This window comes from Ensifer adhaerens, assembly GCF_001270265.1.
Taxonomy (GTDB): Bacteria; Pseudomonadota; Alphaproteobacteria; order Rhizobiales; family Rhizobiaceae; genus Ensifer; species Ensifer adhaerens_B.
Genome location: NZ_LGAP01000007.1, coordinates 120,638 through 146,987 on the forward strand (window position 1 = coordinate 120,638; position 26,350 = coordinate 146,987).

Here is a 26,350-nt window from a genome sequence, read left to right on the forward strand (position 1 = left end):
GCGGCAACCCTGCGAGGCATTCGGGAGAAACGTCCGTATCCAACCGAAACTATACACTTATTAAGTGAGTAAATATAAACAATTCGCGCAAAGACTTTAGGCATTTTTGATCGAATTGCGTGTGACATGAATTCAATTTTCCGCGTGACCGGTGGTGCGCAAGTTGATGACCGATGGTTTCCAAAAAACTATTTTCTGGTCTCTATCCTGCTGGTCGGCTTCCTCATCGGGGTCGATTTATTCGATGCACCTATCCACAATGGGGATATCGACGACATCCTGAGGGCCTTGCAAGTTCAAGCACTTCTCCAGGATGGCGGATGGCTCAATCCGACAATACCGGGCATACACATGCCCGAGCCGTACATCTCGCCATGGTCGCGGCTAGTCGACTTGCCTTACGCGCTCATCGCCTTAACGCTTCAGTCGACCTTGGGACAAGACGGGGCGCTCACCGTTGCCTTCTTCGTTTGGCCAGCGATCATGGCAGTCCTATTCTGCATCGGATTTGTTGGAGTTCTGGGGCGCATCGCGCCGGGAAGAGGAGAGCCTTCGCCGGCAATCTCCGTCATCATATTCTTCATGCCCTATGCCGTATGGGAGTTCACCCCCGGGGGCCACACTTCGGATTGACGCCGAAGAAATATCAATCGGGCGAGACCGATCATAGCGGTCGCATCTCGAAGATCGGCGATGGGGGTGTGCGCACCGCGCTCTACGAGGCGGCCAACGTCATCCCGACGCGACCGGTCAAAGGCTCCGATCTGAAGGGCTGGGCGTTGGCGGTCGCCAGACGTGCCGGTCTGAGAAAGGCGCGCGTCGCGCTGGCCCGCAAGCTGGCGGTGGTGTTGCATCGCATGCTCAGGGACCGAACCAACTTCATCGCTCATAAGGGAGCGCCAGCCCTGGCGGCTTGATCGGAGGAGACGACAAGACAGGCTTTCGGACGGGCACAGCCATCAGCCCTCCGCAGCAAGGTCCCTTCGCCGGGACGATGGATGGGTTAGGCCGTTATGCGATCAGCAGCACGCGGTGACTGCGCCGTTCTAGATTGGCCAACCGGTCCTCAGCAGACCCCATAGAGCAGCGGCAAAGCTCCGACTGCGGACAGAAGCAAGCACTCGGCGAGGGATTGAGCGCACAAGGGATTGACGCAAAGCCCGTTACAGAAGGATCGCATAATGTATCGACTGGAATGCCGCCTGCGCGCGGCAGATCTGGAAGCTTCCGAATATCTGCCAGGCGACAGCGTCTGGTGGGATGATCGGGTGGGTATCACCCGTGCCTGGTGGCATTCTCAACCGCTGTCTCTGATCGTTCCGCCCGGCATCCGCCTTGGCTGGTCACTCCGTCTGTCGAGCCAGTATCAGCGCTGCTTCCACGCCCCTTTCCAGAATCTCCTCTGCCAGCGAAGGATCTTTGACCGCCCGCGCGATCTGAAGAGTTCCGACCATCAAGCCGAAGATCCCAAGCGCTCGTCGGTCGCTCAGGTCTGAGCCGGCGTCGGGCAACCGCTTCGACAGTTCGGGCGCGACACACTACACACTCAAGAAATGGCTCTGAGTGGAGGATCGTTGCGAACTTAGGGTCCATGCATAGTGGTGAAAATCTGACGCTTGGCACTCGCGTGCCAGCCAAGCTCAGTTTTTCAACTCCTTCTTCAGTTCGTTTAAGAAACGCCAGTCGGTGCCTTCGGCCAAGAGCTTCTCGGGCGAGCTCTTGAGCATCCCGACCTCGTGGAGGCGCAGAGCGTAGAAGCGCAGGGTGTCCTCAGCGCTATACTCACGCCAACCGTAGGGAAGCGCCTTCATGACCTGCAGGGTATGGTCATAACGCTTGGAATAGCCCTGCTCCACCATGAACTGCGCGGACTGCTCTGGCTCGCTGGCGCAGAAATCCGCCGCTTTCAGGATGGCGCGGAGGGCGCGTTTGGTGGCCACCGGATACGTGCGGACGAACTCCCGGTTCCCAGCCAGCATGCAGCAGAAGTATTGCGACCAGGGCCGGTCCACCGTGCTGCTAATCACCACATGGCCGATCTGCTGCTCCCGCATCTCCTGCGGTTCGGGGGGAAACCCCAGGTAGGCATCGATCTTCCCCTCACTTAGGAGGCGGATGGACTCGGGTCCCGGATGCGTGACGAAGTGTATGTCGTTATGGAGGTTCAGGCCCACATAGGCTGTTATACTGGCGAGAAAAACGTATCGGCTGGAATCTAGCGTCGGCACGGCCACGGTCTTCCCCTTGAGGTCCCGGATCGCCTGGACGCGATCGGTCCCGAACAGCTCAAAGCAGCCGACGTGGAGTCCTGCCAGGATGACGATGGGATCCCCCGCCTCCAGGCGGAGAAGGAGCGGGGCAGCGAAATGCCCATTAAGGTCGGCTTCACCGGAGGCGAGGGCCGGCGCGATGTCTGCGGTCCCCCCTTTTTGGAGGAAGTGCACCTCGGTGAACCCTTCGCTGCGCAGCAGTTCTTCGGCTACATACTGGGGGGCTTGACAGATGCTGGGAATCCGGACGAGCCGGATCCGCGTCGTCTCAGGCGGCGGCTCGGCCCACGCCTTTGTCGCCTTTCCGAAAAAGCTCACAGCGCCGGCCGCCGCGGCGCCCGCGACGAAAGTGCGGCGATTCTGAATGATCTGCATCGGACGCTCCTCTCCCCAAATCGCCAAACAGCAAGTCTGGCCGGAACCGAGCAGAACGTATCCCGATTAGAAGCGCACGCGGCGCAGATCGACGAGCGCCTTTCTTGATACGAGGTTGCGCGCTCTAGATCGCTGGCCCGTGCCATCCCAGCCAGAAATGCGAAAGGATACGCCCTATCTGCTCAGAAAGCGAGGCAATAGCCCTGACCAGCCGGTTGTGCCCAATGGCGACCTCGAGCCTCTTCTGGCGTTCGGCAAAAAGGGGCGTCTGCGGGTCCTTCGCATCGGGTATTAAGCGGCGGGTTTGCACCACTAGAAGGGCGGCTGCTCTTGCGGGCGTGCTTGCGGTCCACGAGACATCAAGCGTCTCGCTTGCGCTAGCGGGTACAGCGCAGGACTATCATCTCGAGGAAAACTGACGGAGGAGCGGATGGCGGAACCGAATTCACCCAAAGCTCAAGCGGACCGGGTAGTTGATGTGTTCGGCGAGACTGTGATTATCCGTGGCGATCCGGCAGGTGCGCTTCTTGACGTGGCAGTAATCGAGGAGATTGTCCCACCTTCGGTTGGCGCACCGCTGCACCGCCACAGCAAGGAAGATGAGGTCTCCTACGTTGTCGAAGGGATGTTTCGGTTCTGGCGTGGCGATGAAGTGCTCGACGTCGGTCCGGGCGGCATCGCATTCCTACCCCGCCATCAGGTCCACACCTTCAAGAACATTGGTACAGGCCCTGGCCGCCTTCTCACCGTCATCCTGCCCGCAGGCTTCGAACGCTTCTTCGAGGTGGTTGCGGAGCGACGCTTCGGAGACGAGGACCTGGAAGAGATTGCGACCATCGCGGCTGAGTTTGGGATGGAAATACTGGGGCCGCCACCTGCCTGAGTTGCGGCAAGCGTGAATTCACTGCCCGCCCCCAAAGCCGCAGGCTGGTGCTCATGATCGTCACCATGACGGTCCAAGCCACCGAACAATTTCATAAGCCGGCATCGGGCGGTGGAAACCCTTCAGAGTCAATTCGCCAACAGGAATGGATTCGATGAGTGGCTCGACCGCGCCGAAGACCCGCTGGCTGACGAGAATCTGACGGGATTTGGCCTCCTCGCACAATCGGGCCGCATGGTTCGGAACGGTACCGATGACCGCATAATCCGAGCGCTGGTCGAAGCCGATCTGTCCGATGGTTGCGTGGCCCCGGTCGATGCCGATTCCGAAACCGAGCACATAGCCGCGCTTGCGCCATCGCTCTGAATGCTCGTCAATGGCGTCACGCATCGCCACGGCCATTGAAACAGCTCTCTCGGTGTGGCCGGCGCAGGGCAGGGGGTCGTTGAAAATCACAACAATGCCGTCACCCACGAACCGCTCCAACGTCCCTTCGTGGCGGGTGATTTGTTCACCGAGACAGGAATGGTACTCGCCAAGAACTGTCATCACCTCTTCAGGCTCGGCAGTCTCGGCAAATGCTGTAAAGCCGCGCAGATCGCAGAAAACGACCGTCACCTCGCGGCGGTGGCTTTGGAGAAGCGCGTCGCCATTGCCGGTCGCAACTATGAGATCGGCAACCTGAGCGGGCAGATACCGTCGGAGTCGAGCCATCCGCTCGATCTCCGTGATCTGCTCCGCCACTTTCTGTTCCAGGGATTGGTTCCATGCTGCCAGTTGCGCCGCCTGGTCCTGAAGGCTCCGCGCCTGGGCTTCGACGGTGTCGTGAAGCGCCTTCTGCCGCAGCATCGAGCGGACGCGTGCCAGCAGCGCCTTGTGCTCGAACGGCTTGGTCAGATAGTCGTCGCCGCCGGCGTCCAACCCCTCGATGACATCTCGCGTGTCGGCTTTCGCCGTCACGAGGATGACCGGGATCGATTGTAGCGAAATGTCCTGCTTGAGCAGGCGCACGACGCTGATGCCGTCGAGCTTCGGCATCATGATGTCGAGAAGGATGAGGTCAGGCTTGACGTCGCGCACTTTAGCAAGCGCCTCTTCGCCATCCGCGGCGGTCACCACTTCGTAGCCATTCGCCTCGAGGCGCATGCGCAGGATTTCGAGATTCTCCGGCGTGTCGTCGACGGCGAGAATGCGGGGCGGATCGTGCATGGTGCAGCCTCCCTCAGGCCAGGAGTTCCCGGACCTTTGCCAGCAGTTGGCGCGGGCTGAATGGCTTGGCGACGTAGCCGTCGCATCCTGCAGCCAGGGCTTTCGCCTCATCGCCCGACAACGCGTAGGAAGTGACGGCGATGATTGGGATGTGCTGGAGCGCCGGATCGGACTTGATGCGGCGAGTCGCTTCATACCCGTCCATCACCGGTAGCTGGATGTCCATAAGGATCAAGTCCGGCCTGTGGGCCGCCGCAGCCGCCACGCCGGCGGCACCATCCGCGGCCTCGATCAGTTCATATTCGGTCGTGGCGATGAGATCGCGGACGATCTGGCGATTGTCTTCAGTGTCTTCCACCATCAGGATTCGTTTGCTCATGCGGCTTGAACGTGCTCCTCTGCATCGATTGGTATCGTCATGCGGAACGTCGCACCGGAACCGGGCACCGATTCCACGCTTATTGTTCCGCCGTGCATTTCGACAAAGCGTTTCGAGATAGCCAGACCGAGACCCGTGCCGCCTTTCTGCCGGGTGCTGCTGTTGTCGACTTGCTGGAATTCCTCGAATATGAGCGCCTGGTCTTTAGGCGCAATGCCCGGACCGGTGTCCCGTACGACGATCTCGAAGTGACCATCGGCTGCGTTGGCGAAGATGTCGACAGAGCCCGATTCCGTGAACTTGATAGCGTTGCCGGCAATATTGAGCAGGACCTGGGTCAGGCGGCGCTCGTCGCCGCGGCCGGTCGGAAGGCCGTTCGCAACTGTCGTTGTGAACGCCAGGCCCTTCTCCCGCGCCAGCGGCTCGACGGCAGCGGCGGCGGTGCGAACGATCTGCCCAAGGGAATAATCGTCAAGTGCCAGTGTCAGTTGGCCGGCTTCGATCTTCGAAAGATCCAGCACGTCGTTAATGAGGCCCAGAAGATGGCGACCGTTGGCCTGCACGCGCGCCACCGTCGCTTTTGCCCTGTCCGGAAGCTCACCGTAAATGCCGTCGACCAGCAGTTCGGTGAAGCCCAGAACCGAGTTGAGCGGCGTCCTCAGCTCGTGGCTCATATTCGCGAGGAACTGAGATTTGTGGCGGCTAGCGGCCTCGAGCTCCCGGCCCTTTTCCTCTATCTCGCGGAACAGCTTGGCGTTTTGAATGGCGAGCACCGACTGGGCGGCAAAGGTTTCCATCAGGTGGACAACCTGCTGGTCGAATTCTCCGGGTTTGCGGCGCCTGACGACGAGAGCGCCGACAATCTTGTTCGGCCTGAGCAATGGAACAATCAGCACGCCGCGATATCCCGCGTCGCGGATAATTTTCTGAACGGGAGTCGGCGTTCCTTCACCGAGTTCGGGCACTTGCACAGGTTCGCGGCGCCGAGCGGCATCACCGATCCCTGGATCATTCAGAGAAATGGTCTGCCCCGAAATGGCGGCAACAAGCTCTTCGCTCATTCCATAGGTTGCACGAGGGCGGAACTCTTGCCTAGTGCTGCTGAACACAAAGATAGTACCTGCATCCGTGTCCGAGAGTTGCACGGCCTTTGCGACGATCGTCTGCAGTACGGTGTCGAGATCAAGCGTCGAATTGACGGCCTTGGTGACTTCGCCAAGCGCTTCCAATTCGGCGACGGAGCGCGCAAGTTCGGCCGTGCGCGCCTGGACCTCTTGGAACAGACGCACATTCTCGATCGCGATCACCGCCTGGTCGGCAAAGGTCGTGAGCAGTTCAATCTGCTTGCGGTCGAATGGCCGAATCTCGACCCGACGGATTATCAGGCTTCCGATGGCTTCGTCTTCCCGTAGAAGTGGGGCAGCAAGGGTCGTCCGATGGCCAAGCCGCATCGCCATTTGTCGGCCCGCGGGGAAATCATCGCCTGCGGTGCTAAGATCGCTTACGTGCACGGTCTTCCGGTCTACAAAGGCGCGACCGGCAACCCAGTCACGGCTGATCGGGTATTTCACGAAATCAATCGGGATCGGGCCGTGATGCGCCCTGATTGTCAGCGACTCACCGTCTTTCAGGAGTATGGCCGCGTCGTAAGCATCGCAGAGCTTTGCCGCGCTCTCGGCAACGGCATTGAGGACGGGTTGAATGTCGGTCGGGGAAGCGGCGATCGTGCGCAGGATCGCGCTCGTCGCTATCTGCTGCTCAAGTGTTTCGGTCAGCTCTCGGTTGCGGGTCTCGATTTCCCGGTACAGCCGTCCGAGTTGCGCTGAGGTCTGGTTGACATTGTCGGCAAGCGCCCCAAGCTCGTCCCGGTTGCCGACCGCAACCTGTTGGGCAAAGTCGCCGGCCGCTATCTGACGCAGACGCGCCTCGATCTTCTTAACGGGGTCGACCAGCGACCAGGAGATGACGTAGCCAAGACCCAATGCCAGCAGGATGCTACCCACAGCAAATGACACTACGACCAGTCGCGAGGTATCGTAGGCTCCCTCCGTCACCTCGATTGCCGTCACCATGTCAGCTTCGGCCATGTTGACCAGCTGGTTTGTCAGCCGTTCGAGGCGGTCGGCCGATGGCATGATCTCATCGAGCTGGACTTTGCGTGCCTCCTCTGTGCGGCCGGAGCGGATGAGCTCCGCGACGCGCATCACGCCAGCTGTAAACCGGTCATACTCGAGCCGCACCTGACCGAGCACGCCCGCCTCGCTTGTGGCGACGAATTCCATGCGATCGAGGTCGTAACCGAACTGGCTGAGCTGGCGTAGCGCCGCATCCAGCATTCTCTCGTCTTGGAGCAAAAGTGCCGTCGAGATGCTGTAGAGCTGGTTGGTCGTGTCGTGCTGGACCTGGCGATAGGCTGCGATCCTACGCTGCAGCTTGATTAGTTCGGTTGTCTGATCGTTGACCCCGCTCAACACCTGCAACCCGACCGCCCCGAGCGCGATCAACAGTCCGACGATCGATAGGAACGCGATCAGGAGTTTGGTCTGGACGCGCACCGGCAGACGCGCAACCCAACTAATCAGCCGGGTCGCGACACTACCGGGCTTCATCCACGAGGCTGAGAAGATCACTCCGGAACTCCTCCAAGTCGAAACCAGCGCCGATATACTGCACGCGCAAGCTGCCGCTACGATCCACAAGCGACGTCAGCAGGGTATGATCGACGTCGCCGCTCGCCGTCTTCCTCGCTATGACGCCATACCTCCGCCCCACATCATGAACGACTGCCGGATCGCCGGTGAGAAACACCCAGCCCTTCACATCGGCGGCGAAAATCTGCGCGTATTGCTTCAGCACTTGGGGCGTATCCCGCTCTGGGTCGACGGTGATCGAAACGAAGCTGATCTGCGGCCCGAATGCAGAACCGAGCTTGTCTTTCACGCGCGCCATGTTGTCGGTCAGCATCGGGCAGATGTCGGTACAGGAAGCAAAGATGAACGCGACGGCGACCACCTTGCCGCGAAGGTCGCGGAGTGACACAGGTACACCGTCCTGCGACGTCAGAGTAAAGTCCGGCGCTGCTCCGATAGTCGGCAAGCGCTGGTCGTGCGATGCATCATGCGCCGGCGCTGGCCCGGCTAGCAGCGCCAACAGCAGAACCTGTGCGGGCCACCTCCTCATGACTTTAACTCACGCCTCAGTTCGTTGACAAAGCGCCAATCCGCACCATTGGCGATGATTTCGCGGGGGCCCGACTTGATCATGCCCGTCTCCTGCAGGCGCAGCGCGTAGAAGCGCAGAGAGGCTTCAGCATCATAGTCGTGCCACCTATCGTAGCGGATGTCGTTCAGAGTCTGCAGTGCGATTTCATAGCTGGGGACGAAACCTCGATCGACCAACTGCTGCGCAATCAATGCCGGATCCGACGCACAGAGATCGGCTGACTTGAAGATTGCCCGCAGGATACGCTTGGTCGCCACCGGGTATCTGTTCACATAATCCTCGGTGGCGGAAATCATACAGCAGAAATGCTGTGACCATGGTGGGTCAATGGTCGAATTGAGGATCGTATGGCCGATTTTCTTGGGGCGCAGCATCTGCGCAACGGGTGGTTGGCCGAGGAATGCGTCAAATTTTCCTTCGACGAAGCTGTTCGCCATCGTCTCATCGTTTGGCACGATGACCCATTCGATATCATTGACGGGATCGAGCCCGACATAGCCGGCCATCAGAGCGACTAACACGTACCCCGCCGTCTCGAGGTCAAACACGCCCACCCGCTTTCCTCGCAGATCCGTAATGCTGTGGACGCTGTCGTTGGCGATCAATTCGAGGCATCCAGAATGCAGGCCGCCAAGCACCTTGATCGGTATGCCGGCGTCGATCGACGAGACATGAACAGGCGCGTAGTTCACACTGAAATCCGTTTCGCCGCGTGCAATCCACACCGACTGATCGACCTTTGGGTCGCCTTGCACGTATCGGACATCGGTGAAGCCCTCGGCGCGCAGCAGCTCTCCTGCGGTGTACAAGCCCGCCCAGCAGTAAGCGCCATCGATCCACCGCGGCAAGCGGACAGAGGTCGTTTCCGGGGCCGGTTCCGCAGCGGCGCTGGACGGCCGGACTTTGAGCAGCTCCGCACTTACGGCCGCCGTCAGACCAGCCAGAAAGGTGCGACGATTTTGAATGATCTGCATTGGCCCCCTCCTTTCGTTCGAAAGAGCGCGCCGGCGACCTGCTTACGTCTTCAGCTCGCGTTTCACCTCATTGAGGAAGCGCCAATCGATACCGTTGGCAATGATTTCTTGCGGGCTCGACTTGATCATGTCGGACTCGTGCAGCCGCAGGGCGTAAAACCGAATCGTGTCCTCGGGATCGTATTCGCGCCATTTGCCGTAAGGCACCTCGCTCATCGTCTGGAGGGCATAATCATAGTTGCCGGTGAATCCGCCATCGACGATCTGGCGCGCGACCCGCCGCGGCTCGGCGACGCATAGGTCTGCCGCCCTGAGAATGGCGCGCAACACGCGCTTGGTGGCGACAGGGTTGTTCCGAACGAAGTCCGCATTGCCAGCCAGCATGCAGCAGAAATACTGCGACCAGGGACGATCGATGGTACTGTTTACCACTACGTGGCCGATGTTGCGGGCGCGCAGTTCCTGGGGCTCGGGTGGAAATCCGAGAAACGCGTCTACTTTTCCTTTGATGAAAAGCTCCATGGGCCTGACGGATGGATCGGTCACCCAGCGGATGTCCCTTTGTGGGTCAAGCCCGACATAGGCCGCCATGCTGGTCACGAACACGTGCGGTGTTGAACCCAGGCCTTGTATGCCTACAGTTTTGCCCTTCAGGTCTGTGATGCCGCGAATGCTTTCGTTTCCGAACAACTCGAAGCAGCCCGGATGCACGCCAGCCAGCAGTGTGATCGGGTGGCCCGCATCGATCGCAAGGACAAGTGGTGCAGCGAAGTTCAAACTGAAGTCCACATCACCGCGTCCGATCTGCTCGGCCTGGCCGTAGCCTGCTTCCGCCGTCACATAGCGGACGTCTGTGAAACCCTCCAAGTGCAGCAGCTCCTCGGCGACATACTGGGGGGCGATGCAGATGCCCCTGATCTTCGCCAGGCGGATAGTGCTGGTTTCCAACGGCGCTTCGGCGGCAAACGATTCCGCTGCGCCGACCAAACCAGCGACGACCGCAGACGTCGCGTTTGCCAAGAAGCGGCGGCGGCTTAGCATAAGGTGCATGGTGCTCTCCTTCCCTGGAAAAGCACATCGTTTGGATCACACCCGAATGTTTCGGCAACGGTTCTGGATGATCTGGATCAGAACGATCCCTCGTCAAACTGAAAAGAAAAGATCCTAGTCAGAATCGCGCTAAAAGTGATTTTCAGAGGGCAGAAACGTCTGTGCGAGGTAATTGTCAATGCAGAGTGCAGCAGCACGTTAGTTCCGGCCAGATAACTATACGCCTGTGCTGCTCAGGTATCGAGAAAAAAGCTCTCGTATCAACTTCGCAACACGGCGGCGCGAGTCTTTAAATCCCTGACCCGTCGAGCTCTTGGTCGTCGTCACCTTCCCAGGGTTGCCCGGTCGCGTGCGCCCCAAGCCTAAAGCCAGTGCGCTTAGATTCGCCAGCGATATGCGTCGACATCGTACCCATGAAGCTGAAAAACTTCAGGGGCCGCGGGTTCGTATCCCATCAAGGCGAGCTAGTGTGTCTGCTCTCGGGCCGTGAGGCCACATTCGAATGCTTTGGCTTTCGTGCTTCCGCCATTGCAAGACAATCAGCGTCGTAAAAAACGGGTGGTGGAGACAAAGTTCCACTTAGGCCCCGAGCCGCGTCTCTGCGTAGTTATCGTTGTAGTCGTCGTTTGCGTGGCCGATCTCATGCTTGGCAGCTCGAACCAAGAAGCCTGATCGGGTCAACCCTTGGGCTTCGGCGAACGCATCGATTGCCTTTAGGACGTCTTCTGGCAGAGTGATATTTACGCGAACCGCTCTTTTGGCTTCCGTCTTGACGCCAACTAGAATTGCAACGCCGTCTTGATTCTCCGCGTCTGCCATCACCGCCTCCAGTGTGGAGGGTTCGGGAATTGCTTCGCCGTCTTCGGCTAGACCTTCGATGTGTAGGGCTAAGGCTTCTTCGGCCATAGCTCGCGCATCGTCGAGGTCGGTTCCAGCAGTGATCAGGCCAGGAAAATCGGGAAAGGACACACCGTAATCACTGTCGGCGTCCTTATGGATCAATCCGATATAATTGCGCATGTTCGTTACCTCAGTTTAAGTCCGGCTTGTTTCTCGATACTCTTCAGTGTTCCGATCGGGATGTCCCGTTTCGGGTGTGGAACAGTGACGCGCCCGGGTTTCTCGGGATGCTTAAACTGAACATGGCTGCCCTTGGTGGCGACCTCGTACCAGCCATCCTTTTGCAAGGCCACAATGATATCACCGCTCTTCATTTCCAGATTATACACACGAATGTGTATGGTGACAAGCGCAACGTAGTATGACTCCGGTTCCTCAGTGATAGGTGAGGTTCTCAAATAGGCCACCAATGCGCGACGGACACTTAACGATCGAAGCATGTTCCCGTTATGTGCTTAGAAAATCACATAATGTATCAGGCCTTTATCAACGAAAGACAGCAATAGCCTTGCTATCCATGGGTTGCCATGCGATTCTTCGGGCATGATCCGAGCGAGATGAGAATGTCGGAAACGATGCTTGCAGCGCTTACCAACATTCGGACCGCGGAAGATATGATCGTGGCCTTTCGCGATGAGGAGCAGTGTCGGAGGTTGCTGGAAAGCATGGTGTGGCCGGCTGGGAGAGTTTGCCCTGCCTGTGGTTACAAACGTTCGATCGCGATAGCCGGCCGCGATATGGGCAAGCGGCGTGCGCGTCCGGGTCTCTATCAATGCTCCAGCGGTGATTGCCGGTTCCAGTTCACGGTGACGACCCACACGCCTCTGCATTCCACAAAGCTTCCTTTGCGTGTCTGGCTGAAGGGCATGTGGCTTATGTTGCAGTCGGATAAAGGTTTGTCCTCGGTGCGCCTGGCCGAGGCTCTGGGGGTGAGCCAACCCACAGCCTGGCGGATGGGACACGCGCTGCGTCTCATGGCGGCGCGCGAGCACATGCTCGATGGCACGGTGGAGATCGACCATTTTCATCTCGGTGGGCGACCGAGAAAAAATCCGGACGATCCACCGCCTGGACGAGGCCGAAAAGGTCTGCCAAATACGCAGAAGACACCGGTCATGGCGATGGTGCAGCGACCAGATGACGTCACACCCGGCACTCCGGCCGGTGACGCCCGTGCTGCGGTGGTGACTGGTCTTTCGCTACGTGCAGCGGCGCGTGCCGTCGAAACGCAGATCGAACCCCATGCCCGTTTGATGAGCGATGAGGCGAAGGCGTTCATGGCCATTGGCGAGAACTATGCCAGGCATGACACCGTGAAGCATTCCAGCCGCGAATACGTTCGCGACGCCGTCCATGTCAATTCGGTCGAAGGTTTCAATTCCCGCGTCCGTCGCACAATTGCCGGCGTCTTTCATCATATCAGCCCGCAGCATGCGGACCTGTATTTCCACGAGATCGGCTTCCGCTGGTCACAGCGCATTGTTACGGGCCAGGCTGTGCGGAAAAGCCGAAATGGCAGGGAACGCATGAAAACCCTGTGGTCACGGGTGCCGCCGGCGCTGCAATTGCTGCAAGTCTTTCGCGCTGCTACCGGCCGTCAAATGCGCAGAAGTCCGGATGGTGGGATCATCGTCAAATCAGCAGTCGCTGTCTTTGGTTGTCTAATCGCTCCCCGCAAAACAAGTCTTTTTTGCATTATTTCACTATGGTCCGTTTGCTCGGCTTGTCGCACGTGGCCGCCCGATTTCGATAAACAATCGCGTAGCATGGTCGTTACGTAGGAATGCGTCTTTGAAGTACGTTTGCCAGGAGCACGGTTGTCTTCGCGGTCGGCAACTGAGGCCGCCGCAGTATGGGTTTCGCTGGATAGGTCTTCCAATGTTGATAACGCAGTTCAAGACGTAACCCTTGCTGCAACCAAATACGCGGAATAACCCGACCCACGTCCCGGCAAGGACGTCTCGATGCATCCGAAGCAATGGACGCAATTCTGATAGCTCCTTGACTTACATCATCTGTGCGCTCCCGACGTTTTTATCATCAGTTCAGGCGGTTGTGCCGATAGTTCTCTCAAAGAGCTGACCAGTCTTCAGCATCGTGTGCATGATGACGACGAGCTTTCTCGCCACAGCAATCGCCGCCCGCTTGAAGCCGATCCTTTCCCTCAGCTTCAGGCCCCATCTGCGAAGTGCGCTGTCGGCCTGGGCTCGGGTCAGGATAACCCCAGCCGCTTCGTACAAGAGAACCCGCAGATATTTGTCGCCGCGCCGCGATATGTGCCCGTCATAATCAACTTCACCGGACTGATAACGCCGGGTGGTCAGACCCAGCCATGCTCCGACAGCGCGGGACGTCTTGAAGTTTTCCGGTGCTTCGATTGCTGCCGTGAATGTTGCCGCTGTAACCGCACCGACACCTGGAATGGACATGAGCAATCGGCATGGAGTGCTCGTTCGCGCGGTGGCAACAAGCTGCCGGTCAAGCTCTGCAGCCCGGGTGCGGATACTGCACCAAGCTTCCAGCAGTGGCACGATGATCTGTTCAAGCATGCCATTGCTGGCAAGCAGCCTGCGCACATGGGCTTCAAAGACGCGTCCTGCTCCTTTCGGAACAATGAGCCCGAAGGTTTTCATGAGACCTCGTATCTGATTGGAAAGATCAGTCACAATTTTGATCAACTGACCGCGGGCACCGACAAGGGTACGGGTCAGCATGCTGTTAGAATCCTTCACCCGGACTGCTTTGTAAAAGCCAACCTCGGCAAGATGAGCCAAGCCGTCGGCATCGTTTGCATCGGTCTTGTTCGTCGCCATATTGAGCGCCGCTTTGGCGTGCCGAGCATCAATGCAGATTGCCGGGACACCCTGTGCAGTCAGCTCATGGTAAAACCAGACCGACAAAGGTCCCGTCTCGAATACCACGCGCTTTGCTTTCGGAGCGCGTTCACGGATAACAGCTGCCAGTAATTGCGGATCGGATGCGCATTTTCCACGCCATACCCGCTTGCCATTTCGCCGCACCGAAATCGCGGTGTCTTTCAACGATACGTCGAGCCCGATATATTCTTCCATGGTTGTTTCCCGTTCGATGCTTGGGACAGGCCCCGCGCCATGATCCCGTTTTTCCATCTTGTCGGGGAACAACCACCTTGGCGACGTCGTGGAAATATCCGTTCAGCAGCCAGTAGGGCACCGCTCCCGCGATTACCCCATGTTGATAAAGGCCATGTATCAGAAGGAACTCGATCCCGGCCGGCTGACGTAAGGTCTTAATCTGCTTCGGCTTCCCGCATGATTTTATAGGGATCGGCGCCGATGCTTTACTCACCTTGGGGAACTCGGCTGTCTCCAGGCGGCGCTCGCCGAGTTCAAAGTTAGAAATAAAACTTTGCAGTTGGCCAATGCGCTGGCCTAACGTCAGATTCGCGGCCATCGGCGAGATCACCCGAGCTCGGTCGTCGAGCGGTTGACAGAGGCATGCAGGTGGGCGTGAGATGAACTGCGGCTCCGCGGCAATCCACGACCACGAGGATTCATCGGGGAAGAGATTCGGCAGGTTTGGGCGGAGTTCTTCACATTCTGCGGAGCGGTATGTCGTGTTTCTTGTTCAACCGAGGTTGGTCAATGAGCCTTTCGGGGATGCAGGCCTCCTGCTTGATTTCAATTTCACGTCGCGTGCTATCCTTTTCGATCTCGGCGACCTGGCCCCCCTTCCGGCTGGTACAATTTCCAAGATCCGGCAGGTATTTGCGGGTTTCGGCAAAGTCCGGACAGGGTTTCCGGTAATCTCCGGACACAGTTTTCAGTAATTCCCGGACAGTGATTCCGCTAAATCCCGGACAGTTTTCCGGCGGCGGTTTGACGGTTGGTTCGCGGCTGCGCCGTCTTGTTGGTTAAGCCTCTCACGACAACGTTGAGAGGGGCCGATGCCGAGACGGAAGCAAGCAAGACGAACGACAGTGAGGGATATCCGGACCATTCTGCGCCTGACCCACGAAGAGGGTCTTTCGGTGCGCGAGATTGCCGAGCGGCTGAAGATCGGCAAGAGCTCGGTATCGACCTATTTGCTGCGATCTCGGGAGGCCGGGCTTTCGTGGCCGTTGCCAGTCGGCGCGGACGAGGATGCAAAGCTGGAGCGGCGGCTGTTCGGCCGAGCCGGTCGACCGCCGCGCGATCTCGGCGAGCCGGACTGGGCGGTGGTGGTTCGGGAGCTGAAGCGCAAAGGGGTGACGCTGACGCTTCTATGGCAGGAATACCGTGCCAATCATCCCGATGGTTACGGCTTCACGTGGTTCTGCGAGCAGGTTGCCACCTTTCGGCAGCGCACGAGTGTAGCGTTCCGCAATCGGCACGCGGCGGGCGCCGTGATGCAGACTGACTATGCCGGGCCGACGGTGCCGGTGATCGATCCGGCGACCGGTGTCATCCATCCGGCCCAAATCTTTGTCGCGGTGCTGGGCGCCTCCAACCTGACCTTCGCCCATGCCAGCTTTAGCCAGCAGTTGCCGGATTGGATCGACGGCCAGGTGCGTGCTCTGACCTTCTATGGTGGGGTCACCAAGGCAATCGTGTGCGACAACCTCAAATCAGGGGTGGCCAAGGCCCTTTGGTTCGAGCCGACGTTGACTGCGACGTTCGCCGCCATGGCGGAGCATTACGACACCACGATCCTGCCGACACGCAGCAGGAAACCGCGCGACAAAGGCCGGGTCGAAGGCGCGGTGCTGATCGTGGAACGCTGGATTCTGGCCCGGCTCAGGAACCGCACCTTCTTCTCGCTTGCCGCCCTCAACACGGCGATTGCCGAATTGCTCGAGGAGCTGAACAACCGGACGATGCGCCACGTCGGCAAAAGTCGCCGCGAACTGTTCGAGGAGATCGAGCGGGCAGCATTGAAGCCTTTGCCGGTGATGCCGTTCGAATATGCGGAATGGAAGTCGGCGAAGGTTCACCCGGACTATCATGTCGAGGTCGACAAGACCTTCTACTCGGTGCCGCATCGGCTGATCGGATGCACCCTGCAGGTGCGGCTCACCCACCGGGTAGTCGAGATCTTCCACGATCACCAGCGTGTCGCCAGCCATGTTCGCCGCTCCCAGCGTTCCGGCCACGTTACCATCAATGACCATATGCCCAAGGCGCATCAGCGCTATGCCAACACCACGCCGGCCAATCTGATCGGCCGTGCGACCCAGATCGGCCCCAATGCCGCTATCCTGGTCGAACGCATGATGCGCGACAGGCCGCATCCGGAACAGGGATATCGCTCGGCCATGGGCATTCTGTCGCTGGCGCCGCGCTATGGATCACAGCGCCTCGATGCCGCCTGTGAACGAGCGCTCACCATCAATGCCGTCACCTATTCCTCCGTCGCCTCCATCCTCAAATCCGGCCTCGACCGGGAAAGACCGCAGGCTGAACATGCGGCCCCCACGCCTGCGCATACCAATATCCGTGGCCGATCCTACTACCAGTGAAGGAAGCAAGAATGCTGACAAATCCCACCCTCGACCAGTTGCATGCCCTCGGGCTGACGGGCATGGCCGCCGCCTGGCGCGAATTGACCGAGCAGTCCGGCACCAATGAGCTCAGCCGCGATGAGTGGCTCGGCCTGATGCTCGACCGCGAAGTCGCCCTGCGCGCCGACAAGCGCATCCGTAACCGGCTCGCCTCCGCCAAGCTACGCTTTCCCCAGGCCTGTATCGAAGATATCGACTTCGCCGCCGCCCGCGGTCTCGACCGGCGCAACACCATGGCGCTAGCCCAGGGGCAATGGCTCACCGCCCATGAGGGCCTGATCATCACCGGCCACACCGGCACTGGCAAGTCATGGTTGGCCTGCGCCTTCGGCAGGCAAGCGGCAAGGCTCGGTCACTCCGTCCTCTATGTGCGCGTGCCGCGCATGTTCGAGGATCTCGCGCTTGCCCGCCTCGATGGCTCTTTCCCTCGCCTCATCGACAAGCTCACCCGCGTCCAGCTCCTCATCCTCGATGACTTTGGAACACATGCGCTCTCCGATCAGCAGCGCTTCCACCTCTTCGAAATCGTCGAGGAGCGCTATCAGAGAAAATCCACCCTGATCACAGCCCAGGTCCCCGTGGCAAGCTGGCACGACCTTATTGCCGACAGCACCGTCGCCGACGCCATACTCGACCGCATCGTGCACAATGCTCACCGCATCACCCTCCGGGGCGAGAGCATGCGAAAGCAAAAAAGCGCTCCCCTCTTGACGGCTGCAGAAAACGGCGAAATCAATCAACCCTGATGGTAACCAGGCTGCCGAGGACCAACCTCGTCAAACTGTCCGGACTTTAGTGAAAGCGCCGTCCGGGATTTAGCGGAATCAATGTCCAGCTTTTGCGAAGCGCGCAGGTATTCGTGTCGCACATGCATATGGATCACTTCGCGGGCTTTGACCGGATACTCCGTTTGCTCCTTAACCGGACGGCAGAGCTGCAAATATTCGGTCCTCCCGGTCTGACAGACGCCGTCGAGGCAAAGCTGCGATCCTACACGTGGAATCTTCTCGATGAGACTTCGGAGGATTTCTCGATCATTGCCGCAGAGTGGAATCTCAAAGACGAGCTGACGCGGTCGCGGTTCAAGGCACGCAATAAATTCGCCCGCGATCCGCTCGGGGTAGAGGCGCTTGCTTCCCGACGTCTCCTCATGGAACCTGACTTCCACGTCGAAGCGATTGAGCTCGATCACGGAATACCATGCCTAGCATTCGCGTTTCAGGAAAGCTTGCGGGTGAATGTGCACAAGGCGAGGCTGGATGGGCTTGATCTCCCGGTCGGGCCTTGGCTGACCGGGGTCAAGCAGCTCGTGCGGTCTCACGCGGACCCGGGCACAATCATCACAATCCCGGGTCGCCGCGACATGAAACTGGGTGATCTTCTTAGTGCTAAGGTACTCGTCACCGGTCCCGGAGAGCGTATCTGCTACGCAACGGACCTAGCATTCACCGAGCCGAACCTGTCACGTTTGCTTGCCTTAGCAGAAGAGTCGGATTACCTCTTCATCGAGGGCGGGTTCCTTGATGAGGACGAGGACATCGCAGCTTCCAGGAGGCACCTGACGGCATCTCAGGCGGGAAATATCGCCGCAGCGGCACGCGCGGCCAGATCCGTTCCCATGCATTTCTCGCCCCGTTATCTCGGCCGAGAGCAATTGTTGTTGGATGAGTTTCAGAAGGGACTTACCGCTGGGCTCGCCATCCGGTTCTCTGGCTAGCAATCACTGTGCGCAAGCGTGGCGTTGTGCCGAAAACCGGGAAGTGTCCGCTCGTGAGTTGTCGCTTGGCACTTTATTGGGGTCTTCCTCGATTTGTGTGGTTCATTCGCCGTTAGCGACGATGCCGCTAACGGGCGGGCATGCGAACGAAAACGAAATGGTCGCCCGGGCGAATAAGTGGTCTTGTCGAAAATGCGCGCGGGCGGAACCGACCATGACTCGAAGTGAGGAACGGAGTTCCAGGCTTCGCGCGGGCTAAGCGCGGAAAAACAGGGCTGCAGACTTCGCGACACTGGGGCTGGATTGTACCAGTCACAAGAGGTACCGCGTTTTTGAAGGTCCGGCCGGCTTTCGCGCCGCGGGGAGCTGTGGTGTTCACCGTGCAAGCCAAAATGTCTGCTGGGCTTCTTGGATTACAGAAGCCGCGGTCGATCCCATCAAGGCGATAGATGGGGGACGCCTCTTTCTGGCGACTCCAAAAAGCGGATGATGTCGTCAACCATGCGGGCGTCCCAAAGATCGTTGTGTCCAGAGCCGTCGTAGACCAGCATCTGCTTGGGCTCGGGAGCGGCTTGATATAGAGCCTCGCCCGAAGGCAGCGGGATGATGGCGTCCCGCCGACCATGGATAAACAGCTTCGGCTGCCTCAGCTTCGCTATTCTTAGATCCGAGCGGAAGGGATCCTTGATGAGAAGGGCGACCGGAAGGAACGGGTAGTGCGTCTGTGCGAGCGAAACAACCGACTGGAAAGCAGACACAAGGATGACGGCGAAAGCCGGCCTTTCCCCCGCCGTATGCACAGCGACACCACTTCCCAGCGACTGGCCCAGCACAACGATCTCGCCGTCGGAGCGAGTTGAAAGCCAATCGAACGCTGCAATGCCGTCGGTCAGTAGCCCGTCCTCGCTCGGCGTCCCGGTTGATCCAGGATAGCCGCGATAGGAAATTGCGAGCAGGCCGATGCCGCGCGCGGCCAGCGCCCGAGCGAGAAAGCCATAGTTGCTGACCCGGTCGGCGTTTCCAAGAAAGAACAACACCTTCGGCTGGCCGGGTTCGCCCTGGCTGTAGAGTCCATGAAGCGTCTCTCCGTCTCGCGTTCGGATGTAGACGTTCTCGCCCCAGCTCGCGTGTTCTGGAGGTCGTGTCGTGCTTGCGCCGGGGTAGAGGAGGGTGCGCTGCGACAGATACATCAGGCCGACAAGCGAAATGTAAGCGAAAGCCGCCGTCAGCGGAACGATCAGCAGGAGTTTCGTGGCACTCACAGCATCATGTCCGCCCGTGCGCTCGCCCAATATTCAGAGCCTGCCCTCGACGCCAAATCGTGCCTCCACCCGGATCTTCGAAACGGTCACGATGGCCAAAAGTGGACCTGCTGTCGCTGCGCCCCTGCCTGGCGACAATCAGGGGATCGTAATCTGCTCTCATCAGCCTACAACAAATAGGGACTCGGGCAACTCTTTCGCTTAAGGCAGTGTTTGGCCCCGTCCCGCAAACGCCCGCTGGAAAGGCGAACAGGACATTTCAGCTGGGCCATCTGGCCCGCAACTCCTCCCGCAGCGTGTCTACTGCGATCGAGAGGTGGTCAGGAGCTTAGGTGGGCGCCGCACCCACGCGACTTAATGGACGCTTCGTCTCACGTTGCTTGTGGCGGTGCACCGGCTCCATAACTGCAGCACTGGCGAGCCTAGTCCCAGGGTTCCTTGCGCAGCCCCTTCGGATTTCCCGACCCTGCCGGGCAGCGCCTTGCCGTCAACCGACCTGCCCGCAACGTAAAACTGTTCTAGGTCTTCCCATAAGGCAAAGCGGGCTTGGATGACCAAGATCACGGTGGCGTCGAACTACTCGCTCAACATGAGCGATTTCGATCTCAGCACAATCTATTACAGGACATCATACGTTGAGACGGGGACGCTGTTTCGGGTGGTGTATTCGAACGGTGTTCATTGAGGAGTTCCGCGGCGCACCGGGCTCACCTACAGCGCCTATGGTGAGCCAATAACGGGGACGATTGCAAGCTTCTCCGCCTGGTTTAACGGACAGCGGCTCTTCAATGTGGAGGGCTCGATCGCCGTCACCAAGATTGTCGCCGCCGCGCAGACCGTCGACACCACCAAGGATTACTTCGTTCTCTAATCCAGATGCTGCGATGCAGGCGCTTTTTGGGCACCTATTCCTCAGGCCGATGATATGTGGGCTTGAAGGCCGCTACCGCGGGAAAGCAGATCGGGCGAACGAATTAAGTGGCCGACAATTACCGCTTGGCAACTCTAACTCTGGGGAGGAGGCGCCGACGCGTTGGTTGCGTTCAACGTCTCCTTTCCGGAGGAAAACCAAACGCGGAGGTTGGCATCGGGTCAGTTAAGGCACACTGAAAGCGGCAGCCCGCATATGGCCAAGACGCCTTCTTGACTCGCAAAGTGGACTTCCGTTCGCGCAGTTGATGTTCACGTTTTGGAGAATCTAAGCGAAGTGTTCATGGCAAATTTGCAGGAAGGAGGCTGAGCCCCTACCCTTCAAAACAGGCATGATGCACTTCGCTGAAGGGCGATTTCCTCTGTCTTGAGGTCGAAGCTGGTCTGCATGTTCATCCAGAATTCGATTTTGTCCGTGAACGCAGGTCGAGCAGTGCGACCAGGAAGTGCAGGTTTTGGATTCGATTTCTTCAAGAGCGCCGTGGTCACGGCGACGCGGCTTGGCACCACGTCCCCTGCCTTTATCCATTCGAAATCGGACCTGGCATGGTGGAACTCGACCGGCCCGGGTTGCGCGCGACAGTTGAGCGGTTAAGATCGGGCGAAGCCGCCTGTAAGCGAAAGTTGCCTTTTGACGATGATGAAGTCCAGCCTTGAACACCTGCCTGATGCCAAGAGGCGGGAACTCGCGCGTGCGGTCGAAATCCTGCGCGAGGAGTTCGAGGATGCGTTGAAAGAGGGCACGGCCGAATTCAAGAAAAAGGGGCGGATCCTCAAGGTCATTCTGTTCGGTTCGTTCGCCCGCGGCGACTGGGTTGACGAGCTGCACACGGCCAAGGGCTATCGCTCCGATTACGATCTGTTGGTGATCGTCAACAACCGCAAGCTCACCGACTTCGCCGCCTATTGGAACAACGCCGCCGACCGGTTGCTGAACGATCGGATGCTGAAGGGCATGCAGGTGTCGTTCATCGTGCATTCGCGACGGGAAGTGAACACAGAGCTTAGAGGCGGTCGGGACTTCTACTGCGACATTCGCAAGGAAGGCATCGTGCTTTACGAACTCGACAGCGAGCCACTGGCCGAGCCGCAGCCGATGTCAATCGAAGAGCAGTTCAAGGTTGCGCGAGGGCACTATGAAAGCCGCCTTCCGCATGCTGTCATCTTCATGAAGGGTGCCGATTTCTATTGGAAGGAAGGCCACACCAATCACGCAGCCTTCGAACTGCACCAAGCAATTGAGCACGCCTATTCAACCGTGCTTCTTGTGCTGAAGAACTACGGCCCACCGACGCACAATTTGCGTTCCCTACGTGGCTTTGCAGAAGAACTCGACCGGAGGCTGGCGGACGCATGGCCAAGTGAACAGCAGCGGTACGTAGCTTGGTTCAACACCATTAATGAAGCCTATGTGAAGGCACGATACTCCAAGCATTATCGGATAAGCGATGAGGCACTCACCTTCCTCGCCGAGCGCACTGCGGTTCTCCATGACCTTGTCAAAACCGTGTGCGAAGACCAGCTGGCAAGGTTAGCCAGCGAAATTGCCAGACGAGATCAGAATTGAATGAGTGGCGACTGTGATTTGCCTGATCCGCTCGCCAGGCCGGACAGGGGATGGGCCCCTGAGGTGGCTCTGGAACCACCCCTCGATCAAGCGGAGCGGCTTGCCGGGCCTAGTCTTCCCGGATCCCGGCCGGTGGCCGTCGCTATGCTGATCCTCCGAGGCGAGGCTTTAACCGGCCAAGCCGCGCGCGAACGGGCTCTGGCAGCGTTGCTGCCGGCGCCTGGTGTGCTCATTTTTCGCAAGCGCGCCGCGGAGCGGCGACCACGACATGATCAGTGTCAAACAGCGCTGCCGCTCCCAACTGAAAAATGCCGCTCGCCTGATTTAGCGCGGCTGATTGTTCCGATTGAGCTGGGGAAGCCCGGATCATGTCCGCACTTCCTCCGCTACGTTCAGCCCAGACCGCGCCCCTTCGATGCTGCGTCGCTTGCCACCGAACAGGTCGATCTCCCAGCTTGCATCGAAGCCGGATCGATACGTCGAAGACGTGTTGGCGCTTAAGTTCTCGCCAGCGGGTGTTCGAGACCTGTTGGGGAAGCTGCGCCGCTGCCTGTCGGAAGCAGATTGGCCGTTTCCTGGCGTAGGCTGGCGCGCGCTTCGCGCACGCGCGCCTTCGCCGCCACGACTGAGCGGTTGTTCTCGATCGCCTGGCTGACAAGCGCAGTCAACAGCGGATCGTTGAAACGGGTCCACCACTGCGACAGCTCGGCGGGTTGCGCGGCAATCTTGCCGGCATTGCCCGACCATGTCGCCGGTATCAGCAGGTTTGGCCGCTCGTAGTCAGGTCCGACGACACAGCCCGCGAGAAGCGATGTGTAGAGGACGGTGGATACCAGCTTGATGTGGAATCCGGGTGATCGTTGAGCATGATTTTTGCAGGCATCGGAACTCCGGCCGTGAATTTTCTCTGTGATGCGAAGGAGGGCACTCCCACCCCTCATGAGGGGTGGGTGGCCTCAGCAGCGAGCGGCGCCGCGGCTGCGTCGTCCTCATGCTGCGGTCGCTTGATACGCAGGACCTTGAGGACGAACACGAAGAAGACCGGCACGAAGAAGATCGCCAGCACCGTGGCCGAGATCATCCCGCCGAGAACGCCCGTACCGATGGCGTTCTGGCTGGCCGCGCTCGGACCCGTCGCGATTGCGAGCGGCACGACGCCTAGCGTGAAGGCGAGCGAGGTCATGATGATCGGGCGGAAGCGCAGGCGTGCCGCCTCCACGGCCGAGTCCAGCAGGCTGCGCCCGCTCGCATAATAGTCCTTGGCGAACTCCACGATCAGGATCGCGTTCTTGGCCGAAAGCCCGATGATCGCGATCAGGCCGACCTTGAAGTAGATGTCGTTGGACATCCCCCGCAGCATGATGGCGAGCACGCAGCCGATGACGCCGAGCGGCACTACCAGGATGACCGAGACCGGAATCGACCAGCTTTCGTAGAGCGCGGAAAGGAGCAGTACGACGAACAGGATGCTGAGCGCGAACAGGATCGGCGCCTGCGTGCTCGACTTGATCTCCTCGAGCGACAGGCCCGTCCATTCATAGCCGAACCCCTTCGGCAGTTCGGCGGCGAGGCGCTCCATCTCGGTGATGGCGTCACCCGACGAATAGCCCGGTGCCGGAGCGCCGGACAGGCGCACCGCCGGATAGCCGTTGTAGCCGATGATCTGTAGCGGCCCCTTCTGCCATTCGATGCTCGCGAAGGACGACATCGGCACCATGCCGCCGTTACGGTTGCGCACGTTCAGCTTCATCAGGTCGTCGGTCTGAAGCCGGCTTTCGTCCTGGGCCTGCACGACGACGCGCTGCATCCGCCCCGCGTTCGGGAAATCGTTGATGTAGGCGGAGCCGAGATTGGCGGTGATGGTGTCGTTGATGTCGGCGAAGGTGACGCCGAAGGTGTTGGCCTTCTTGCGGTCGATGGTCATGACAGCCTGCGCCGCGAAGGGCAGGCCCTCCGGCCGGATGCCGACGATCTTGCCGCCGGCGCCGGCCTTGCCCATCAGTTCGCCCGCCGCCTGCTGCAGCGCCGCCTGGCCGAGGCGGCCACGGTCCTGAAGGCGGAAGGTGAAGCCAGCGGAGGTGCCAAGCCCTTCGATCGGCGGCGGTGACAGCGCGAACGACATCGCATCCTTCAGGCCGAAGAGCTGCATGTTGATGCGGTTCGAGATGTCTTGTGCCGCGTTGCCTGCACCACGCTCGGCCCAGTCCTTCAACGTAACGAACATGATCGCGGAGTTCGCGCCGTTGCCCGAGAAGCTGAAGCCCTGGATGGCGACGACATTGGCGACGCCGGGCTCGTCATTGAAGAACCCTTCGATCTGTTCGAGCGTGGCGATCGTCCGGTTGCGGCTCGCTTCCGACGGGCCGAGGACGTCGACGATGATATAGCCCTGATCCTCATCAGGCGCGAAGGCGCTGGGAAGACGCACGTACATGTAGCCAAGCCCCAGGCAGAACGCGAGGTAGACGATCATGAGGCGGCCGGGCCGACGTGCCATGGCGGCAGCCGTGCCGGCATAGCCGTTCGTCAACCGGTCGAACTTGCGGTTGAACCAGCCGGCAAGACCCTTCTTCTCGTGAAGCCCGTGCGGGATCGGCTTGAGGAAGGTCGCACAAAGGGCTGGCGTCAGGGTCAGCGCCAGCATGGCCGAGAACAGGATCGACACAACCATGGTGATGCTGAACTGGCGGTAGATCACGCCGACGGAGCCGGGGAAGAAGGCCATCGGAATGAACACGCAGGAGAGCACCAGCGTGATGCCGACGATCGCGCCGGTGATCTGGCCCATGGCTTTGATCGTCGCCGCCTTCGGCGACAGGCCTTCTTCGGCCATGATGCGCTCGACGTTCTCGACGACGACGATGGCGTCGTCGACCAGGATGCCGATTGCGAGCACCATCGCGAACATGGTGAGCACGTTGATGGAGAAGCCCGTCGCCATCATGATGGCGCAGGTCCCGAGCAGCGCGATCGGCACGACGATCGTCGGGATGAGCGTGTAGCGGACGTTCTGCAGGAACACGAACATCACGACGAAGACAAGCACCATTGCCTCGATCAGCGTGTGAACGACCTTCTCGATCGACGCCTCGACGAATGGGCTCGTGTCATAGGGGATGGTGTAGCTGATGCCTTCGGGGAAGAAGGCAGAGAGCTCCTCCATCTTCGCCTTGATGGCGGTCGCGACTGCCACGGCATTGCCGGACGACGAGAGCTGGATGCCGACATTGGCGGCCGGCCGGCCATTCAGGCGGCTGGAGATGTTGTAGTTCTCCGCGCCGATCTCGATACGGGCGACATCCTTCAAGAGGACGGTCGAGCCGTCCGGATTGGCGCGCAGGACGATCTCGCCGAACGCTTCCGTATCGGCGAGCTGACCGTGAACGAGCACGGTGGCGGTCAGATCCTGATTGAGCGGATTGGGAGCCGCGCCGATCTGGCCGGCGGCAACCTGGGCATTCTGCGCGGCGATGGCGGCATTGATATCGGCGGCGCTGATATTGTAGCCGACCATCTTGTCGGGATCGACCCAGACGCGCATGGCGCGCTGTGCCGAGAACAACTGGGCACGGCCGACGCCGTCGATGCGGCGCAGCTCGCCCAGAATGTTGCGGCTGAGATAGTCGCCGAGCGCGACCTGGTCGCGCCTGCCGTCGGTTGACGTCAGCGTAACGAAGAGCAGGAAGCCGGTGCTGGCCTCCTCGACGGTGACGCCCTGCTGGACGACCGCGCGGGGAAGGCGCGATTCGATGCGACGGATCGCGTTCTGCACGTCGACCGCAGCCAGCTTGATGTTGGTGCCGGACTCGAGCGTCACCGTGATCGAGACGGTGCCCGACGTGTCGGAGGTCGACTCGAAATACTGGAGATCGGGAACGCTGTTCAGCTCCTCCTCGATCAGACGCGTGACGCCTTGATAGAGGTCGGTCGGGGACGCGCCGGGATAGGTGGCGGTGAGGGTGAGTTGCGGCGGGGCGACCTTCGGATACTGCGAGATCGGCAGGAAGGGCAGCGCGATCAGGCCGCCGATCGCGAGGAATATCGCGATCACCCAGGCCATGATGGGGCGATTGATGAAATAAGTCGACATGGGT

The 26,350-nt window shown here is 59.7% G+C and carries 20 protein-coding genes and 2 pseudogenes; 9 read left to right on the top strand and 13 right to left on the bottom strand.

The genetic code is table 11. The annotated features are described in order from the left end of the window. The first annotated feature begins 126 nt into the window (after positions 1–126). The 3 genes and pseudogenes from AC244_RS36400 to AC244_RS37150 all read left to right on the top strand — a co-directional run bounded on the left by AC244_RS36400 (position 127) and on the right by AC244_RS37150 (position 1,496). On the top strand, positions 127–633 hold the full coding sequence (locus AC244_RS36400; RefSeq protein ID WP_053249453.1) for a hypothetical protein: 507 nt from the start codon (positions 127–129) through the stop codon (positions 631–633). Next, positions 615–917, top strand: a pseudogene (locus tag AC244_RS14090) (transposase); the annotation flags it as partial. The gene AC244_RS36400 and the pseudogene AC244_RS14090, both read left to right, overlap by 19 nt. Before the next feature lie 264 nt (positions 918–1,181). Further along, complete coding sequence (locus AC244_RS37150) at positions 1,182–1,496, top strand: hypothetical protein (protein ID WP_053249455.1); 315 nt, start codon at positions 1,182–1,184, stop codon at positions 1,494–1,496. A 144-nt stretch (positions 1,497–1,640) separates the two neighbouring features. Here the strand turns inward: AC244_RS37150 and AC244_RS14100 are convergent, their stop codons facing one another. Next, positions 1,641–2,645, bottom strand: a complete 1,005-nt coding sequence (locus AC244_RS14100) for an ABC transporter substrate-binding protein (RefSeq protein ID WP_053249456.1) — start codon at positions 2,643–2,645, stop codon at positions 1,641–1,643. Between the two features lie 430 nt (positions 2,646–3,075). Here AC244_RS14100 and AC244_RS14105 point away from each other — a divergent pair, with 430 nt between their 5' ends. Next, a complete protein-coding gene (locus tag AC244_RS14105) occupies positions 3,076–3,528 on the top strand; it encodes a cupin domain-containing protein (RefSeq protein WP_053249457.1) in 453 nt (150 codons plus the stop codon). A 60-nt stretch (positions 3,529–3,588) separates the two neighbouring features. On the opposite strand, the gene AC244_RS14110 is transcribed toward AC244_RS14105, so the two are convergent. The 8 genes from AC244_RS14110 to AC244_RS14145 form a co-directional block, all read right to left on the bottom strand. Further along, positions 3,589–4,737, bottom strand: coding sequence for a response regulator (locus AC244_RS14110; protein WP_053249458.1), 1,149 nt, complete (start codon positions 4,735–4,737; stop codon positions 3,589–3,591). 13 nt (positions 4,738–4,750) lie between these two features. After that, the gene (locus AC244_RS14115; RefSeq protein ID WP_053249459.1) at positions 4,751–5,116 is read right to left on the bottom strand and encodes a response regulator; all 366 of its coding nucleotides are present in this window, start codon (positions 5,114–5,116) and stop codon (positions 4,751–4,753) included. Then, complete coding sequence (locus AC244_RS14120) at positions 5,113–7,620, bottom strand: ATP-binding protein (RefSeq protein WP_210168147.1); 2,508 nt, start codon at positions 7,618–7,620, stop codon at positions 5,113–5,115. Before AC244_RS14120 ends, AC244_RS14115 begins: the two co-directional genes overlap by 4 nt. A gap of 91 nt (positions 7,621–7,711) precedes the next feature. Beyond that, positions 7,712–8,266, bottom strand: coding sequence for an SCO family protein (locus AC244_RS14125; protein WP_161807865.1), 555 nt, complete (start codon positions 8,264–8,266; stop codon positions 7,712–7,714). A gap of 26 nt (positions 8,267–8,292) precedes the next feature. Then, on the bottom strand, positions 8,293–9,312 hold the full coding sequence (locus AC244_RS14130) for an ABC transporter substrate-binding protein (RefSeq protein ID WP_053249462.1): 1,020 nt from the start codon (positions 9,310–9,312) through the stop codon (positions 8,293–8,295). Positions 9,313–9,354: 42 nt separating this feature from the next. Further along, on the bottom strand, positions 9,355–10,362 hold the full coding sequence (locus AC244_RS14135) for an ABC transporter substrate-binding protein (RefSeq protein ID WP_053249463.1): 1,008 nt from the start codon (positions 10,360–10,362) through the stop codon (positions 9,355–9,357). A 579-nt stretch (positions 10,363–10,941) separates the two neighbouring features. Beyond that, a complete protein-coding gene (locus tag AC244_RS14140; protein WP_053249464.1) occupies positions 10,942–11,382 on the bottom strand; it encodes a type II toxin-antitoxin system HicB family antitoxin in 441 nt (146 codons plus the stop codon). Between the two features lie 5 nt (positions 11,383–11,387). After that, positions 11,388–11,576 carry a type II toxin-antitoxin system HicA family toxin gene (locus AC244_RS14145; protein WP_053249526.1) on the bottom strand — a complete coding sequence of 63 codons (189 nt, stop codon included), beginning with the start codon at positions 11,574–11,576 and terminating at the stop codon, positions 11,388–11,390. Positions 11,577–11,825: 249 nt separating this feature from the next. Between AC244_RS14145 and AC244_RS14150 the strand changes: the two are divergent. Then, positions 11,826–12,920, top strand: a pseudogene (locus tag AC244_RS14150) (IS1595 family transposase); the annotation flags it as partial. Between the two features lie 387 nt (positions 12,921–13,307). Here the strand turns inward: AC244_RS14150 and AC244_RS14155 are convergent. Beyond that, positions 13,308–14,333 carry an IS110 family transposase gene (locus AC244_RS14155; protein ID WP_053249465.1) on the bottom strand — a complete coding sequence of 342 codons (1,026 nt, stop codon included), beginning with the start codon at positions 14,331–14,333 and terminating at the stop codon, positions 13,308–13,310. Positions 14,334–15,187: 854 nt separating this feature from the next. On the opposite strand from AC244_RS14155, the gene istA reads away from it, so the two are divergent. The 3 genes from istA to AC244_RS14175 all read left to right on the top strand — a co-directional run bounded on the left by istA (position 15,188) and on the right by AC244_RS14175 (position 18,497). Further along, positions 15,188–16,738 carry an IS21 family transposase gene (gene istA / locus AC244_RS14165; RefSeq protein WP_053249467.1) on the top strand — a complete coding sequence of 517 codons (1,551 nt, stop codon included), beginning with the start codon at positions 15,188–15,190 and terminating at the stop codon, positions 16,736–16,738. A gap of 11 nt (positions 16,739–16,749) precedes the next feature. Then, positions 16,750–17,526, top strand: coding sequence for an IS21-like element ISRsp2 family helper ATPase IstB (gene istB / locus AC244_RS14170; protein WP_053249468.1), 777 nt, complete (start codon positions 16,750–16,752; stop codon positions 17,524–17,526). Positions 17,527–17,654: 128 nt separating this feature from the next. Further along, entirely contained in the window at positions 17,655–18,497 is an 843-nt protein-coding gene (locus AC244_RS14175; protein ID WP_161807866.1) for an MBL fold metallo-hydrolase, read from the top strand. A 437-nt stretch (positions 18,498–18,934) separates the two neighbouring features. Here AC244_RS14175 and AC244_RS14180 read toward each other — a convergent pair whose 3' ends face one another. Continuing rightward, the gene (locus AC244_RS14180) at positions 18,935–19,759 is read right to left on the bottom strand and encodes an alpha/beta hydrolase (protein ID WP_053249527.1); all 825 of its coding nucleotides are present in this window, start codon (positions 19,757–19,759) and stop codon (positions 18,935–18,937) included. A 1,570-nt stretch (positions 19,760–21,329) separates the two neighbouring features. Between AC244_RS14180 and AC244_RS14190 the strand changes: the two genes are divergently transcribed. After that, a complete protein-coding gene (locus AC244_RS14190) occupies positions 21,330–22,256 on the top strand; it encodes a nucleotidyltransferase and HEPN domain-containing protein (protein ID WP_053249528.1) in 927 nt (308 codons plus the stop codon). A 497-nt stretch (positions 22,257–22,753) separates the two neighbouring features. Here AC244_RS14190 and AC244_RS14195 read toward each other — a convergent pair whose 3' ends face one another. Both AC244_RS14195 and AC244_RS14200 read right to left on the bottom strand, forming a co-directional pair. Further along, entirely contained in the window at positions 22,754–23,197 is a 444-nt protein-coding gene (locus tag AC244_RS14195) for a hypothetical protein (RefSeq protein WP_053249471.1), read from the bottom strand. Continuing rightward, on the bottom strand, positions 23,194–26,346 hold the full coding sequence (locus AC244_RS14200; RefSeq protein ID WP_053249472.1) for a multidrug efflux RND transporter permease subunit: 3,153 nt from the start codon (positions 26,344–26,346) through the stop codon (positions 23,194–23,196). The genes AC244_RS14195 and AC244_RS14200 overlap by 4 nt, the downstream gene beginning before the upstream one ends. Positions 26,347–26,350: the final 4 nt, after the last annotated feature.

Bases quoted from the DNA above. Each gene is read 5' to 3' on its own strand.
- AC244_RS14190 (WP_053249528.1), top strand. From the start codon at position 21,330: ATGAAGTCCAGCCTTGAACACCTGCCTGATGCCAAGAGGCGGGAACTC.
- AC244_RS14145 (WP_053249526.1), bottom strand. From the start codon at position 11,576: ATGAAGAGCGGTGATATCATTGTGGCCTTGCAAAAGGATGGCTGGTAC.
- AC244_RS36400 (WP_053249453.1), top strand. From the start codon at position 127: ATGAATTCAATTTTCCGCGTGACCGGTGGTGCGCAAGTTGATGACCGA.
- AC244_RS14200 (WP_053249472.1), bottom strand. From the start codon at position 26,346: ATGTCGACTTATTTCATCAATCGCCCCATCATGGCCTGGGTGATCGCG.
- AC244_RS14130 (WP_053249462.1), bottom strand. From the start codon at position 9,312: ATGCAGATCATTCAAAATCGTCGCACCTTTCTGGCTGGTCTGACGGCG.
- AC244_RS14140 (WP_053249464.1), bottom strand. From the start codon at position 11,382: ATGCGCAATTATATCGGATTGATCCATAAGGACGCCGACAGTGATTAC.
- AC244_RS14105 (WP_053249457.1), top strand. From the start codon at position 3,076: ATGGCGGAACCGAATTCACCCAAAGCTCAAGCGGACCGGGTAGTTGAT.
- AC244_RS14100 (WP_053249456.1), bottom strand. From the start codon at position 2,645: ATGCAGATCATTCAGAATCGCCGCACTTTCGTCGCGGGCGCCGCGGCG.
- AC244_RS14175 (WP_161807866.1), top strand. From the start codon at position 17,655: ATGGATCACTTCGCGGGCTTTGACCGGATACTCCGTTTGCTCCTTAAC.
- istB (WP_053249468.1), top strand. From the start codon at position 16,750: ATGCTGACAAATCCCACCCTCGACCAGTTGCATGCCCTCGGGCTGACG.
- AC244_RS14110 (WP_053249458.1), bottom strand. From the start codon at position 4,737: ATGCACGATCCGCCCCGCATTCTCGCCGTCGACGACACGCCGGAGAAT.
- AC244_RS37150 (WP_053249455.1), top strand. From the start codon at position 1,182: ATGTATCGACTGGAATGCCGCCTGCGCGCGGCAGATCTGGAAGCTTCC.
- istA (WP_053249467.1), top strand. From the start codon at position 15,188: ATGCCGAGACGGAAGCAAGCAAGACGAACGACAGTGAGGGATATCCGG.
- AC244_RS14115 (WP_053249459.1), bottom strand. From the start codon at position 5,116: ATGAGCAAACGAATCCTGATGGTGGAAGACACTGAAGACAATCGCCAG.
- AC244_RS14195 (WP_053249471.1), bottom strand. From the start codon at position 23,197: ATGAGGGGTGGGAGTGCCCTCCTTCGCATCACAGAGAAAATTCACGGC.
- AC244_RS14155 (WP_053249465.1), bottom strand. From the start codon at position 14,333: ATGGAAGAATATATCGGGCTCGACGTATCGTTGAAAGACACCGCGATT.
- AC244_RS14135 (WP_053249463.1), bottom strand. From the start codon at position 10,362: ATGCACCTTATGCTAAGCCGCCGCCGCTTCTTGGCAAACGCGACGTCT.